Genomic DNA, 14759 nt, shown 5'->3' with positions numbered 1-14759 from the left:
GAGCCGCAGACATGCCGACAGAAATTCTCATGCCCGCACTGTCTCCGACCATGGAGGAAGGTACACTTGCGAAATGGCTGGTGAAAGAAGGGGATACCGTATCGTCTGGTGACCTACTGGCCGAGATCGAGACCGACAAGGCAACCATGGAATTCGAAGCCGTGGACGAAGGTATTGTCGGCAAGATCCTGGTCGCGGAAGGTTCGGAAGGAGTGAAAGTCAACACCCCCATCGCCGTGTTGTTGGAAGACGGCGAAAGCGCCGATGATATTGGCGATGTTGGCGCATCGACGGTGGTATCTGAAGCAGCACCTGTTGAAGCTCCAGCCAGCGAACCGACAGCCGCCGCAGCAGCAACTTCTGCTCCATCTGCGCCGAAGAGCAGCGATGGAACACGCATTTTTGCATCCCCTCTCGCCCGCCGGATTGCCGCGCAGAAGGGGCTAGACCTCGGTGTGATCAAAGGGTCAGGGCCGCATGGCAGGATTATAAAAGCAGATGTTGAAAAGGCAGAAGCCGCTCCAGCGCAGGCAGCCGCTGCGATGGCAACAGCCGCTCCTGCTGCGGCGGCCCCTACCGGTCCGAGCAGCGACACTATTGCGAAGATGTACGAGGGTCGCGAATACGAAGAGGTCAAACTCGACGGAATGCGGAAAACCATTGCTGCGCGGCTCACCGAAGCTAAGCAGACGGTCCCACACTTCTACCTCCGACGCGATATCAAGCTGGATGCATTGCTCGAATTCCGCAGCACCCTGAATGGACAACTGTCCGAGCGCGGGGTGAAATTGTCAGTGAACGACTTCATCATCAAAGCCTGCGCACTGGCGCTGCAACAAGTGCCTGACGCGAACGCGGTTTGGGCAGGTGACAAAGTGCTCAAGCTCACGCCTTCCGATGTTGCCGTCGCAGTAGCAATTGAAGGCGGACTTTTCACACCCGTGTTGCAAGACGCACATCAGAAATCGCTGTCCGCACTTTCCGCGGAGATGAAGGATTTGGCCGGTCGCGCCCGTGATCGTAAACTCGCCCCGCATGAGTATCAGGGTGGTAGTTTCGCCATCTCGAACTTGGGTATGTTTGGGATCGACAACTTCGACGCGGTTATCAATCCCCCACACGGCGCAATTCTCGCTGTTGGCGCCGGTGTCAAAAAACCGGTGGTAGGCGCGGATGGAGAACTGGAAGTCGCAACCGTGATGTCCGTCACCCTATCCGTGGATCACCGTGTGATTGACGGAGCCCTTGGTGCGAACCTTTTGCAAGCCATTGTGGACAACCTCGAAAATCCATTGGCAATGCTTGCTTGATACAGAAAAACCCCTGGCGAACGCCAGGGGCTCTACTCGCTATTCGGCTGCACCTGATTTGCCAAGACTGGTAAGAATCAGCCTCAACAACAAAGATTTTCAGCTAGTTTTCACAATCGCAAGATAGATCGCTTACTGGTCTTTACCAAGCATGTGGTTCATGGATACCGAGGGTTGATCACAGCCAGCCTCGCCTACAATCCGCGCCGGAATTCCAGCAACTGTTTTGCACGGCGGGACCTCTTCCAAAACAACAGAACCCGCTGCAATACGGCTGCAGTTACCCACCCGAATGTTTCCAAGCACTTTTGCACCGGCACCAATAAGAACACCATCACCGATCTTGGGGTGCCGATCTTCTTCCTCTTTACCGGTCCCGCCCAGGGTGACGGAATGCAACATGGATACGTTGTCGCCCACAACAGCGGTTTCACCAATCACGATGGAATGTGCGTGATCAATCATGATGCCCTTGCCGATGTGTGCGGCTGGATGAATGTCTACACCAAATATCTCGGACACGCGCATCTGGAAGAAATAGGCAAGATCGGTATGGCCTGCTTGCCAAAGAAAGTGACCCACACGATACGCCTGCATCGCCTGATACCCCTTGAAGTACAAGATGGGTTGCAGCAACCGATGGCATGCCGGGTCACGTTCATAAACAGCGACCAGGTCTGCCCGAGCGGCCTCTACCAGCGCCGGAGACTTCTGGTAGGCTTCTTCCACAATCTCGCGCACGACAACCATGGACATCTCGTTCGATGCCAGCTTGGCCGCGATCCGATAAGACAGCGCTTTTTCCACAGATTTGTGATGCAGGATGCATGCGTGTACGAACCCACCGATCAACGGTTCGTCTGAAACAGCTCGGCGCGCCTCTTCCGTAATCTGGTCCCAAACCGGATCAATAGAAGCGATGTTTGTGCGTAGGTCAGCCATAGAGTGTCCTTTCGGATTCTTCCTACCCTATTTAAGACCTTTTCTCCAAACGCAAACCCGTGATGTGTCCCATCTCGAAACTGGATCATTTGCCCATGCCCGCGCAGGCTGGTTCCACGGCAAAGCTCCCAACACAGTTAATGCCGCGCAAGTGCTACAGGCTGCATAGCCCCTGTTCGAATGGCCATGTCATTCAGACCAGATCGCTGTTTTGAACGGCCCTGGCCCAAATCGGGCAGAGTTCTGGGCCACCGAGACCTCAAAATCTCCAGTAAGTCCATCAGCTTGCTGCATAGCGCTTGTATATGTCCAAGACGGCTCTGATACGACAACTTCACGAACAACTTGTCCAAGCGTCCCTACCCGAACTGTATAGCTCTCTGTCTCTTCAGCCAGCGGTACCTCAGGCAAGTCCCAACCATCACCATCCAATCTCGTGCGACGAACCCACTCGACATCAACACCGGTACCGCTGCTGGCAAGCTTAAGATGAACCGGTGCATAGGGCCTCAATCCATTCCCATTAAAGGCATGAATGGCCTCCGTATAAGATGGGTCGTCATAGCTGCGCTTGGACGGCCCAATTCGGAAAGTTTGCGAGATCCGACGCAAAGAGCGAAGCAGATTGATCTGGGACGGAACACCGTTCATGTGCACAAACCAAGAACCAACTGGCCATTCAATAGGAATATAGGCATCCGTTCCAGCTTGTCCGCGCAACCTGTTGGACAGCAAATACTGGTTCGGCCCAATCAATTCGGCGTCCTTGAACTGGATCAGCTCCCAGTTGTCAGGCGAACCATCTCCGACAGCAACAAGATTTCCACCGCTCAGAAACGCGGACTCTGGGATTGACTGCAGAGTCCCATGGATCATTTTAACATCAAGTGGAGCACCTCGATCTACCAGCCCGGGCACGGCACGCGGCAAGGGCGAATTCAGAAAGCCGATACTCGCCCGGGCGGCAATCACTGTGTTGAGCACAAAGTCAGAGTCAGTTGGCGACTGATACACCGCTACGCCACCCGGCCAAGGTGAGCCTGTCACGGCCAGATGTGGTGCGTGCTCCACCTCATCCCCAGTGAGCAATGGCAAGTCCATGAATACTGATGTCAATGGAACCGGTGGAACAAACTCACGGACACCTGCCAACTCGTCGGAAAGATCCGAAGGCGTATATACTTCAGGTTCAATCCGCACAGCTTCCAACAACTGCATCTGGCCTTGTTCCACCCGGTCCACGCGGTAAAGCCCAGCCCCTTCAGATTGATCGGCCGTCACCTCGATAACGTCACCAGCACCTACACCAATTTGTGACGGCGGCAGCGCAAGCTTGATTGCTTCGCGGGCAACCCTCGCCTCGGTCAACCAACGCTCTGCCACTTGCCGACCCTCGGGACGGGTCAACGCCATCGCAATCTCACTCGTGGATACGGCATGCGTGGTATCGTCCGCCAGAATGGCTTCCTCCGACAGCACGTCGAAGTTCCCGTCAGTCTGTACAAAGCGAACGCGTACACGTCCCGCCAACTCTGCCTCGGACTCGCGCGACTGCTCCAAGCGGCCGTTGAGGTCAGAGTGGATTGCAAGTGTTTCCGGCGGCAGTTCAACCGCCCCTGTTCCCGAGCGCGAGACAAACTTCAGAACACCATCACGCTCAATTGCATCAAAAGCAAATCGCAGCATCAGCGGCTGCAACGCCCCCCGCGCATCTGTGACATCATCAACAACAAACCCACGCACATATCCAAACAGCTCAGATGTGTCGTAGTGTTGTAGCCCGGACCGCTCGCAGATTTCACCAACAACCGACGCAAGCGACCGGCCCGACGTGCGCCCGTTGATCCAGTGACCACGCGGGTAGTTCTCTCCATCGGACCAAATGCGCAGCGAGTTTGGAAAGAATGGATACGGCCTTGCATCCCAAGCCCAGACAAAGGCTCGAGACATGTCCACCATCGGAGCTTCATACTCAACCGATACTGGATTGTTCTCGGCAGCCCGCCAATACGAATGCATCGCCCTAAGGTATTGCTTCTGGATCAGATCGTCGCGCGCGCCATTCGAATACTTCGGCAGGCTGCTCTCCGATGATTTCTGGTCCAAAAACTTGTTGGGCTGGTTCGTACCCTTGTCGATGGCAGCGCACCCAAGCTCTGTGAACCAGATTGGCTTGGATTCCGGGACCCAAGACGTAGGCAGGACTGACCGCACACCCCCAATGCGTTCGTGATGCGCATTGCCCCACCAATTTCGGATGTCCTTGTAGCGATACACCCAAGGCTCGTCATGCGCGCCATCCGTGATGGGAGTTCTTATTTGCGCAGTATCGGCTTCCTGTGACCGATAATACCAATCGTAGCCCTCGCCACCCTCAATGTTGGAGCGCAGGTAGTCGATGTTGTATACACTCTGCCACTCTGCGTCCGCATGATCTTCGCCACCGCGCCAATCCGAAATCGGCATGTAGTTGTCGATCCCGATGAAGTTGATGTTCTCATCTGCCCACAGAGGATCCAGGTGAAAATAGCGATCACCGCTCCCGTCCTGCGGCTGATACCCAAAGTACTCCGTCCAATCGGCGGCGTAGCTGATCTTGGTGTCTGGGCCGAGAATAACGCGTACCTGAGCCGCCAACTCTCGCATTTTCTGGACGGCGTAGAATTGGTTCCCCGTACCACGAATTTGCGTCAAGCCACGCATCTCCGACCCAATGCAGAGCGCGTCAACTCCCCCTGCCTGACGGCACAATGCCGCGTAGTGCAAAATAAACCGCGACAACGTCCATTCCTGTGGGCCCGTGTAGTTGTAATTTCCCTGAATGTTGAAGTGGGATGAATTTACATTACCAAAGAATGCATCGACCTCCGCTTCGGCAGCAACGGTACCATCCGGTGATCCGTCGATCCCTAATGCCCGCGACAAGGTGATCCTACCCCGCCAGGGAAGGTAAGGCTGCGTTTCATCAGGTGCGTACGGGTTGGGCAGCTCATTACCTTCCAACTGATCCATCAGAATGAAAGGATAGAACATGACCTTCTTTCCGGATGCATTCATGGCTTGAATAGCTTGGATGACCGACCCATCCGCAGGTGTGCCGCCATAGATCGGGCGATCATCGACACGAGCGATCTCCGCCACCCCTTGACGTGACACTCCAGCGACATGCCATGGCATGTTCTCAGCCTCAATGTCGCGGCGCTCTACCTTCGGCTGCACCTGGCAAGATCCGCAGCGCAAGTCATTCCCAAACCACGACACAATCAACGAAGCGGCCTCACAATTCGGCAGCTCATCACTCAGCGCATCAAGAGACATGTTAAAGTCGGGCTGGCCTGCCGGCGTGTTAATGTTGGCACTCCAGCGACCGCGATTTTGGTCTACATAGTTCACCGGCGTCGTTGCCAGCGCATATTCTCCGGTTCCCGGCATCAGCGCGACGGCTTTGACAGCGCGGGTAATCTCTTCCTCGGCCCCGGCTTCTTCTGGCTGCTCCGGGCGTACAACCTCGAACGAAAACTGCGGGACGCGATTGCCAAAAGGACCCAAGGCCAGGTTTTCAATCACGACATAGGCGGTTCCACGATACGCCGGCACCAACCCCTGCCCTTCAATGGCTTCCATCAGCGGGTCCGGCAATTGATCCTGCGTTCCCTTGTAAACGCGCATGTTCAGATCATTGATCGCAACTTCTTCGCCATCGGCCCAGACGCGGCCGATACGGGCGATTTCTCCTTCGCAGACAGCAAGTGCCATGCTCAGCGAATAGCTGTATTCACGAACCTCGGGCTGTGGTGACGGTGCCGGGCCACCCTTGCCGCCTCCTCCTCCGCCGCCTGTTACGGTAACAGTCTCCAGAAAGTCCGAGGACCAGATCACCTGCCCACCCAAGCGCATACGCCCATAAAGCTGGGAAATCGGTGCGCCTTCACCCGAATTCGACAAGCGAAACCGGTCCACCTTACCATGCTCAACGACCTCAGACCCCTGACCCATAACACGCTGATCAATCACCTTGCCCAGGGTCGCACCAATGGCACGCCCGATGGCAACGGATGACAACCCAAGCGCAGAGCCACCAATCGAGCCGCCAATAGCCGCCCCAGCGGCAGAAAGTACTACGGTCGCCATCAGTCGGCCTCCACATCAGGGAATTGAAAACGGGCCACGATCCGTCGAGCCCACGGTGCACTCAGCGGGCTCTCGACAACGCCGTGGCCGCTATAGGCATGAATAAACTTGGGCGCAGTGCCCACGTCGGACTGAATACCGAGGTGTTTGGCCACCCCGCCCTCACGCATGCGAAACAGGATCACATCCCCACATGCCGCCAGGGACACAGTTTTTGGCGACAGGTGGCGCAGCGCTGCTGCCCAGAGGTGTTCCTGTCCCTGCGGTTCGGACCAATCCATACTGTATGCAGGCGGCCGCTCCGGCTCGCTGCCAACCACGGCACGCCAAACCCCACGGATAAGCCCAAGACAATCAGTGCCTGCCCCACGCGCGGCCATCTGGTGAATGTACGGCGTGCCGATCCAGGCGCGCGCTTCATCCACAATAAAGGAACGCGCCAGTGTCATCGCAGGCTGCCTCCGCTGTTTGAGCCGCCGGTTGTCGGATATGCCATCATCCAATCGTCACTGGGCAAGTCCGGGAAACCTTGGAAGTTCAAAAGGTTGGCAAACTTCAGACGACAGGTTTCGAACCGCTTGTCACAACCTGCAGTCAAACGCACTTGGTCCTGCGCACTGACCTGGCCGCGCACCGCTTCCCAAAGCTCGATCCGGCGCACACCATCTTCGACGACATCGCGCTTGATCATGCCCCACAGACCACTGGCAGGTCCGGACGTGACATCAAGCCGCCCTCGCATGAACCACTGCGGCTCAAAGCCGCTCAGATCGTCCCACTCAAAGATCCGACCATCGATCACGCGATCTGGCTGCCCTTCGAACCGATACCCCGGCTGCTCCAGATTGAAACGGCATGCACGGTCACCCAGAACGGCGGTACATGGCTTTTGATAGATGCGGCCCAACGGCCGGTTCAATGCCTCAGTCAAGCCGCGCAGTTCAGCATGAAAAGCTCCACCAGAACGCCGCAGCTCACCGATGGAGCCTCGAAACTGCAACCAACGAACATCAGGATCAGCCCAGTTCACCAACCACGCGCGGACCTCCGCATTGTCAAAGCGCCCTGCTTCGATCTCGTCTTCGCGCACCGACGCATCAGTCAGCGCGCCCAGCGCTTCTGTATTGTCAACGCTCAGGCCAGTGCTCTGCGCCAACGCCGCAGCAGACAAGCCAGTGTCAGCGCGAAACTCAAGCCCGTCAAAGGTCAGCGGCGTGTCATGGTCAGTAAACCCGAAAGTCTTGCCATCCGTCCGCAGAATGGCCCAAGCCCGACACAGGGTCGTAACGCCCTTTGCCGTGTGTGCAAGAAACTCTTCGCTCTGCCCGCTCATCACACACGCACCTCGACAATGGGCACATTCGGAACGGTACCGGCCTGAAAACTGGCTACGGATGTCTGAATTTGGTCCGTATCAAAGCGCACAGGCACATCGAATTCAAAGCCGGCGGTGATCTCTTCATCCTGCTCCGGCGGATGCTGAAAGGTGACAAGCCCGGTGTTCAATTCGACTTCGTAATCGACCCCTTCTTGCATCTCATCACGCCCAAGACCCACGCGCACTGTTCCGGAAACGGGCTTCGAGATCGGTCGTGAATAGGCAAACTCTCCTGATCGATACGTCTTGAGCAGCGGAAACGTGGCTTGCACGCCATCACCGGTGGCAATCGTCTGATCCAGAAAAGTCGGATCAGCACTTGCGGCACCCGACTTGAAGTCGGCCCAGTCCTTCCAGCGAAACCCGTACATCTGTCCCATGCGTGCTTCAAAGAAAGCAATCAGGGTTTCTACGTCATCCAGTGACCGCATGCCCAGTCCCGCGTCATAGCGGCGACGCGAGTGTGCCCAGGGCGTGTTGCGTTCCTCGAATCCGTTGGCGAGCGTCACAACCTCTGTCCGGCGCTCCGGCCCGCCGACCGAGCCAAAGCTCAAGGACGCGGGAAATCGAACCTCGTGAAAATTCATGGCCTTGGCTCCCCTTCAATTTGTTATCTGTTGCGGTTTGCGCGGCTCAATGCGCGGTTCATCTGTGCGGCGATCTGGTTTTGCGACCGGGCAAAGCCCTGCACGTCCGGTGTGGTGATGTTCATCACGACAGTCGGACCGCCCTGCCCGCCACCGCCACGCACACCCAGCTTGCCATCAGGACCACGGGCAAGCGGCATGATGGCCTCTGGCCCCGCCTCACCCATCACGCCCATTCCGCCGCGCATGCCAAACGGCGTGGCCGAACTGACGACACCGCCTGATGCAAAGGGCATTACGCGCCCCTGGCTGAACGGCGCACCATCGGCAAAGGGCAGGATATTCTCGAGCAACCCACCCGCACCAGAGGCCAGCAATCCACCGACATGATCAGTCACGGGCTTGATGGCCGCATTGTAAGTCGCGCTGATCATCGAGTTGGCCAGCCCATCCAGGGCATCCGACAGGCTCGCCCCATCAAAAACCAAACCATCAAAGGCCTTGCGCAATCCACGCGACAGCCCTTTCTCAAGGGTCGCCACGTCCTTGTTGGTCGCCGCCAGACTCTCACGCATGCGGCGCAATTCGCTGTCGAAACCGGTGACCATGTCCGAGGTTGCACTCAGCGTGAAGCGCAAATCTTCGGCGTTCTCGTCAAGGTTCTCGATCTCGTCTCGGTAATCAGTCATTCCGGATCCCCTTCCGACCGTTCATCCGGCCAGGCCGCCATCAACGCGTCCAGACCGTCGCTCAACAGCGGTGCGGCCTGTCCGGGTGTGCCCAGCATCATCTGCAATTCGGCAGGGGTCAGCGCCCAGAACGCCTCTGGCGTCAGGCGCAGCCCCTGCATCCCGGCCCGCATCAACGCGGGCCAGTCCAATGTCTTTGTCATGCCTCAGGCACCACGAAGGCCCGCGCGATCAACTCGGCCGCAGCACGAGCCGCCCCCATGGGTCCGCCCGCAATGTCAGCGTGATCCAAGTGGTCGGCATCAAAGGCGCAGCCGCCACCAGCCAAACCAGCCTTCAGCACAGCCAGCACGTCGGCACTGGAAAAGCGGCCCTGCTCGAACCGCTCCACCAAGGCAACCAATGATGGCTCCGCCAAAGCCGTCTCAAGCCCCGCCAAAGCACCAAGGGTCAGCCGCATCACCTGAGGCTGACCGTCGATCACCAGCGTGACCTCTCCCCTCCACGGATTGGTCATCAGGCTACAAGTGCCGTAAAGGTCAATGCACCGGCCGAGGCCAACGACATCTCGTAAGTCGCCTCGCCATTGTGGCTGCCGCTGTACTCAAGCGACGTCACCTGAAACGGCCCTTCGACAACGCCGAAATCAGGAATGATCACCTGAAAATCCGGCGTCTCGCCGTCAAAGAAGATCTGGCGCGCACGCTCATCCGTGCCTTCGTCCTTGAACACACCGGCGCCCGTGATGTTGGCGGACCGCACACCGGCCCCCGCCAGCAGCTCGCGCCACCCGCCCTGGCTCTCAAGGCTCGTGACATCCACGCTCTCGGCGTTAAAACTGACGCGCGTGGCCCGCAGACCCGCAATGGTTTCGAACTGCCCGTCCGAGGTCATGTCGACCTTCAGAAGCAGGTCCTTTCCGTTCTGAGCACCCATGGGTTTTCTCCGTTAGATATTGGTTGATTGGTTGTCTTCCGTCCGCGCGCGGAACGTCAGGTCGATGCGGCGGCCCGTGCCCTTGTCGATCTTTACGGCACGCGCGCGCTCAAATCGCAGGGACACCAGCCGCCCACGATCAAGCGTCAGAGCGGCATCATGCAGAACATCGCAAACAGCGCCCGCCGCTTCCTTGGCGGCAAAGAACCCCGGCACCTCGGTCACGACCGACACGACAAAGCTGTGGACGGCGCCGCTGCCTGTCTTGTCATCCGCAACACGCACGGTTTCCGGGCCAAGGTTGATGTACATGTTCGGCAACGCACCACTGGGCACCGCGTCATAGACAGCGTCGCCAACTGCATCACCAACCGCGATGTCTGACGCAATTGCTGTAAACACGGCACTCTGAAGGGCTGCAGAAACGGCATAGCTCATATCGCGACCTCCTCATCGGTCATGCAGACCAGGTAACGGCCTTCAGGATCACGCTCCGCAACACTGCGGATGTGAAACACACGGTTGCCATCACGGAACCGCTGATCGGCAATAGGACGCTCCGGGTGCCCCACCGGGGCACCACGAACGACAACCGAATACGGAACGGCGGACACCGCCGCGCCGGTGGCGATCGTCTCTCGGCCTGTCCGTGCAGTCAGCTCGGCCCACAGGACACCCAAGGGCATCCAGCGTTCAGAGAAACCACCGGCGCCATCAGACACACGCGATGGGCTCTCCAGGGTCAAGCGCCGGTTCAGGCGCGGCAGTTTCATCGTGCGCCTCCGCCCAAACGTATGGGCCTGTAACGCTCGATCAGGCTGGTCACGCCGAAGGGCATGCAGCCTTCGCTCAATGCCGTCTCGTTGCGGAACTCGTAGTAGTGAGCCGCCAAAAGCATCACGGCCTGCGCCAGATCCGCCGGAATGTCAGACCACACCGCGCCAAACCCGGCGGTGAAAGACACACGCATAGTCCCGGCAGCTGGAATCTGGGGCAAAGAATGCCCGACCGAACGCAACCGCGGACGGTGCGTATCGCGCTCCAACCAATAGGTGTCACCGGCCACACTTGTTTCCGCGCCAGCACGATCCACAAAGGTAACTGTGTGCACCGCCGTCACCGGAGCAACAGGAAATGCAACTGCATCCGTGGTGGCCAGTGACGAAACTGACAAAGAAAAATCATGCTCGATCAGGGCTTTGCCCGTACGAGCCTCAATTGCCGCGACAGCCGCGCGCAGGAAACTGACAAGCACCGCGTCCTGCACGGTATCATTGCCAAACCCACTGCCCAGACGCAGATGCGCCTTGAATTCTTCGACCGGCAGCGCGGCGTCGGGCACCGTGGTCTCTTCGTTCAACATCATGGAACATCTCCAGGAAAATTCTGCCCCTCGGCTCCAAAGGCCCGGGCGCGCGCCAGTCCGCATTGCTCGGACGGAGGGGAGCAGCTAGACAACACGGCGCACTTCCAGCGCGCACCCGGAACCGGGGGCAGTTGCCCACCCCCGGCCATCCGCATCAGCCGTTCAGGCTGTTGCGAATTTCAGCAGCTTGATCGCCGCAAAGTCGCTCACGTCGCCGCCCACGCGCTTGGTGGCATAGAACAGAACGTGAGGTTTCGCGCTGAAGGGGTCACGCAGCACACGCAGGTCGGGGCGCTCGGCCACGGTGTAACCTGCGTTGAAGTCACCAAAGGCGATGGCGTCGGCACCCGTTCCCGCGTCAGGCATGTCCTCGGCGATCAGAACCGGGTAGCCCATCAGGGTCGCGGGCTGACCGGCAGCCAGACCATCGGACCACAGGAAGCGGCCGTCATTGTCCTTGAGCTTGCGCACGATGCCAGCCGTCTTGGAGTTCATGACAAAGGTCGCGTTGGCGCGGTACTCGGCACCCAGTGCATACACCACGTCGATGATCGCCTCGGCAGTCACGTCACCGTCGATGCCCGAAGGCACGTAGCCAAGGTTGCCCCAGGCCCAGACATCATTGTCGACCGATGTGTGGGTCAGGAAACCACGGGGTTTGTCGATGCCGTCACCGTTGACGAATGCCGCAGCCTCGGCGCGGGCAAACTTGTCGGCAATGCGACCTGCCAGCCACGCTTCGATGTCGAACGCGCTGTCGTCCAGCAAACGCTGCGATGCTTTCGGCAGGGCCGACAGCTCGTGCAGCGGGATGGTGATGCGGTCGATGGTGGGGGTGTCGGTCTCGGCCTGTGTGGCGGTTTCGGTCGCCCAGCCTGCACCTACATCGGTGTGATCGACCAGCACGTCAAAGGATGTCGCCTCGACATTCACCACGGACGCGATGGAACGGATCGACGCAGTGGCATTCAGAACCGATTTCACGGTCTCCGACGTCTGCGGGTCAACGAGGTAACCACCGTCCGAGTTCACGGCAGTGGACAGCGATTTGCCCTCCAGCTCCAGGCCACGCAGGCCATCATCCTCACCCGAACGCAGATAGGCGTTGAACGCCTTCTGATGGGGGGCACCCGTTTCGACGGCACCTGCCAGAGGGGTGCGCGCCGCAGTCATGTTTTTCCGATCCAGCATGGTCAGTCGCTCTTCCGTTTGTTGAAGTTTGGTTTGAAAGTCGGCTTGGAAGCCTTTGAATTCGGTCACGAAACCCGTTACGGCCTCTGCAACCTCCTGAGCCGGGGACAAACCTTCCCCGGCCCGAGCCTTGATCTCGGTCTTGCTCATCAGCATGTCCTTGATGGTTGGTGTGAAACGGCCCCGCGCTTTAGCGCTGCGCCAACTCCGCGCGCGCAGCCCGCAGGGCCGCCGCCATGTCGCGCAAATGGTCGTCCTGATCCGAAGGCATCTCCTCGGACTTGGCCGCCACCCGCGCACTGGGCAGCATCGGGAAGGTCACAAGCGACACCTCCCAAAGCTCCAGTTCGGTCAAGAGCCGCTGGCCCTTGTCATTCTTCGTGGCCTTCACGGTCCGGTAGCCGATGGACAGACCATCAATGGCCCTGGCCCCGATCAGCTCCGCCGCCTCGCGGCCCTTGGCGATCGAGGGCAGCAAACGCCCCTTCACCCACAGCCCCTTGGCATCCTCCCGCACCTCGTCCCAAACGCCGATGGGAAAGGCCGGGTCGTGCTGCCACAGCATCTTCACGTTGCGCCCTTCGGCAGCGATGGCCTTGAGGGACGCCGCATAAGCGCCCTTGCCCACCACATCGCCCCCCTGGTCACAGGCACCGAACAGGCTCGCATAGCCCTCGATCACCGTGCCGTCCTGCACCTCGACGCCTTCGCCAAAGCGCGCAAATTTCGTCTCCAGACCGGTCTCTGCCTGCATCTGCATTCTCCTTCTCAATGCGACCCACTAGTGGGGTATCGCCGCCATGATCGATTGAAATCCGGTCGCCAACACCACTGCGACAACGCCATAGACGGTCAGCCACAACCGCTTCTCCAACCGCTCCATCAGCTGCTCAAGCCGATCCAAACGGTCGGAAATATTGGCAAAGTGGACCTCCGTGAGCCGCTCATGGGCCTCCAGCTTCAAGCCCGGACCGCATGCAAACCGTTCCCACAGCTTGGCATCATCCATCGGCACCATCCTCAGCCACGGCAGGCAGTCCAAGCAAACGGCGCTTCTCGGCGACGCTCAGGAAATCGGCCCCGGCAACACGCGCCCACTGCGCATCACGCTCTGCCGACAAGGCAGGCACCTGATCCAGATCCGGGGCCAACACCACATCCTCGCCTGTATGCGCGCCCAGCCACTCAGCCAGCGCTGCCGCCACACGGGTGGCCAGGGGCAACACGGTCAGACGATAGAAAGCCCGGTTCGCCTCCTGATAATTGGCGTAAGTGGCGTCGCCCTGAATGCCCAAAAGCATCGGCGGCACACCAAAGGCCAAGGCAATCTCACGCGCCGCCGCTTCCTTGGTCTTCTGGAACTCCATGTCCGAAGGCGAAAAGCCCATCGGCTTCCAATCCAAACCACCTTCCAGCAACATGGGCCGCCCCGCATTGCGCGCACCCGAATGATTGGTCTCGATCTCACTCACCAAACGATCATACTGATCCCCCGACAATTGCGACTGTCCGTCCTGCCCGCGATACACGATGGCCCCCGAAGGACGTGCGGCGTTATCGAGCAACGACTTTGACCATCGAGACGCCGCCGTATGAACATCCAACGCCATCGCCGCCGCCTGCATGGGCGAGAACCCGTAATGATCATCCTGCGGGTGAAAGCTCTTGATGTGACAGATCGGGCTCACGGGGCCCGATGCATCAAAGCGATGTGTCTTGCCCCCCACGGAATAGTCATAGGCCACAGGCCACCCATCGGCGCCAGGAACCACCGACATCCGATCCGACCGCAAAACATGCAACTCCAGTGGCGCGCCGCTTTCACCGGCAACAGCCTCCACATAAGCGTTCCCCGACAACAGCAGCTGCGCATAAAGCGCTTCCAACAGCTCGGCCCGCCCCTGCCCCGGATTGGGCCGCTTGATCAGCGACAGGATCGGATGAGTCTCAAACCGCTGCTCCACATCCTGCAACACCAAGGGCAAAGCCGCTGCGGCCTCAGCAATCAGCTTGACCGACCGAAACCCGACCGGGTTCCCGGAAAAGCCCGCTCGGGTCAGCGACACGGCATCGCGCGGTGACCAGGCCACACGGCCCCCCGTCTGCCAGGCCACAACCTTCCCCGTCGCACTTGCCTTCTGCTCTGGTACATCCGCCACAGCACGGTTCCGAAAGAAATCAAACACGAAGGGTCTCCTTTTGATCCCAAAGGGCCGCCCGGCCCGTCGC

At 59.1% G+C, this 14759-nt stretch carries 17 protein-coding genes; 1 reads left to right on the top strand and 16 read right to left on the bottom strand.

The annotated features are described in order from the left end of the window. The first annotated feature begins 11 nt into the window (after positions 1-11). Positions 12-1310 carry a pyruvate dehydrogenase complex dihydrolipoamide acetyltransferase gene (locus ACZ1HN_RS12290; protein WP_472727704.1) on the top strand — a complete coding sequence of 433 codons (1299 nt, stop codon included), beginning with the start codon at positions 12-14 and terminating at the stop codon, positions 1308-1310. A 132-nt stretch (positions 1311-1442) separates the two neighbouring features. On the opposite strand, the gene cysE is transcribed toward ACZ1HN_RS12290, so the two are convergent. The 16 genes from cysE to ACZ1HN_RS12210 all read right to left on the bottom strand — a co-directional run bounded on the left by cysE (position 1443) and on the right by ACZ1HN_RS12210 (position 14716). After that, positions 1443-2252, bottom strand: coding sequence for a serine O-acetyltransferase (gene cysE / locus ACZ1HN_RS12285; protein WP_472727703.1), 810 nt, complete (start codon positions 2250-2252; stop codon positions 1443-1445). 189 nt (positions 2253-2441) lie between these two features. Next, positions 2442-6383 carry a baseplate multidomain protein megatron gene (locus ACZ1HN_RS12280; protein ID WP_472727702.1) on the bottom strand — a complete coding sequence of 1314 codons (3942 nt, stop codon included), beginning with the start codon at positions 6381-6383 and terminating at the stop codon, positions 2442-2444. Beyond that, positions 6383-6832 (bottom strand): NlpC/P60 family protein, encoded by a 450-nt coding sequence (locus tag ACZ1HN_RS12275; protein ID WP_472727701.1) that lies wholly within the window; start codon positions 6830-6832, stop codon positions 6383-6385. The genes ACZ1HN_RS12280 and ACZ1HN_RS12275 overlap by 1 nt, the downstream gene beginning before the upstream one ends. Then, complete coding sequence (locus tag ACZ1HN_RS12270) at positions 6829-7716, bottom strand: DUF2163 domain-containing protein (RefSeq protein WP_299206605.1); 888 nt, start codon at positions 7714-7716, stop codon at positions 6829-6831. The genes ACZ1HN_RS12275 and ACZ1HN_RS12270 overlap by 4 nt, the downstream gene beginning before the upstream one ends. Next, complete coding sequence (locus tag ACZ1HN_RS12265; RefSeq protein ID WP_299772318.1) at positions 7716-8348, bottom strand: DUF2460 domain-containing protein; 633 nt, start codon at positions 8346-8348, stop codon at positions 7716-7718. The genes ACZ1HN_RS12270 and ACZ1HN_RS12265 overlap by 1 nt, the downstream gene beginning before the upstream one ends. A 23-nt stretch (positions 8349-8371) precedes the next feature. Further along, the gene (locus ACZ1HN_RS12260; protein ID WP_472727700.1) at positions 8372-9037 is read right to left on the bottom strand and encodes a phage tail tape measure protein; all 666 of its coding nucleotides are present in this window, start codon (positions 9035-9037) and stop codon (positions 8372-8374) included. Beyond that, the gene (locus ACZ1HN_RS12255; RefSeq protein ID WP_299206611.1) at positions 9034-9240 is read right to left on the bottom strand and encodes a rcc01693 family protein; all 207 of its coding nucleotides are present in this window, start codon (positions 9238-9240) and stop codon (positions 9034-9036) included. Before ACZ1HN_RS12255 ends, ACZ1HN_RS12260 begins: the two co-directional genes overlap by 4 nt. Beyond that, positions 9237-9554 carry a gene transfer agent family protein gene (locus ACZ1HN_RS12250; RefSeq protein WP_472727699.1) on the bottom strand — a complete coding sequence of 106 codons (318 nt, stop codon included), beginning with the start codon at positions 9552-9554 and terminating at the stop codon, positions 9237-9239. The genes ACZ1HN_RS12255 and ACZ1HN_RS12250 overlap by 4 nt, the downstream gene beginning before the upstream one ends. Then, positions 9554-9973, bottom strand: coding sequence for a phage major tail protein, TP901-1 family (locus ACZ1HN_RS12245; RefSeq protein WP_299603121.1), 420 nt, complete (start codon positions 9971-9973; stop codon positions 9554-9556). Before ACZ1HN_RS12245 ends, ACZ1HN_RS12250 begins: the two co-directional genes overlap by 1 nt. Before the next feature lie 12 nt (positions 9974-9985). Beyond that, on the bottom strand, positions 9986-10411 hold the full coding sequence (locus tag ACZ1HN_RS12240) for a DUF3168 domain-containing protein (RefSeq protein ID WP_299703079.1): 426 nt from the start codon (positions 10409-10411) through the stop codon (positions 9986-9988). After that, positions 10408-10746 carry a head-tail adaptor protein gene (locus tag ACZ1HN_RS12235; RefSeq protein WP_299206619.1) on the bottom strand — a complete coding sequence of 113 codons (339 nt, stop codon included), beginning with the start codon at positions 10744-10746 and terminating at the stop codon, positions 10408-10410. The genes ACZ1HN_RS12240 and ACZ1HN_RS12235 overlap by 4 nt, the downstream gene beginning before the upstream one ends. Further along, positions 10743-11339, bottom strand: a complete 597-nt coding sequence (locus ACZ1HN_RS12230; protein WP_299603126.1) for a head-tail connector protein — start codon at positions 11337-11339, stop codon at positions 10743-10745. Before ACZ1HN_RS12230 ends, ACZ1HN_RS12235 begins: the two co-directional genes overlap by 4 nt. A 162-nt stretch (positions 11340-11501) precedes the next feature. Next, positions 11502-12680 (bottom strand): phage major capsid protein, encoded by a 1179-nt coding sequence (locus ACZ1HN_RS12225; protein WP_299206624.1) that lies wholly within the window; start codon positions 12678-12680, stop codon positions 11502-11504. Positions 12681-12720: 40 nt separating this feature from the next. Then, positions 12721-13284, bottom strand: a complete 564-nt coding sequence (locus tag ACZ1HN_RS12220) for an HK97 family phage prohead protease (protein ID WP_472727698.1) — start codon at positions 13282-13284, stop codon at positions 12721-12723. A 27-nt stretch (positions 13285-13311) separates the two neighbouring features. Then, positions 13312-13539, bottom strand: coding sequence for a GTA head formation protein, RCAP_rcc01685 family (locus ACZ1HN_RS12215; protein ID WP_472727697.1), 228 nt, complete (start codon positions 13537-13539; stop codon positions 13312-13314). After that, positions 13532-14716: a phage portal protein gene (locus ACZ1HN_RS12210; protein ID WP_472727696.1), complete on the bottom strand. Its 1185-nt coding sequence runs from the start codon at positions 14714-14716 to the stop codon at positions 13532-13534. The genes ACZ1HN_RS12215 and ACZ1HN_RS12210 overlap by 8 nt, the downstream gene beginning before the upstream one ends. Positions 14717-14759 lie beyond the last annotated feature (43 nt).

This window comes from Tateyamaria sp. GN1-10, from assembly GCF_055693845.1.
This window is presented reverse-complemented; position numbering and strand designations above follow the sequence as displayed.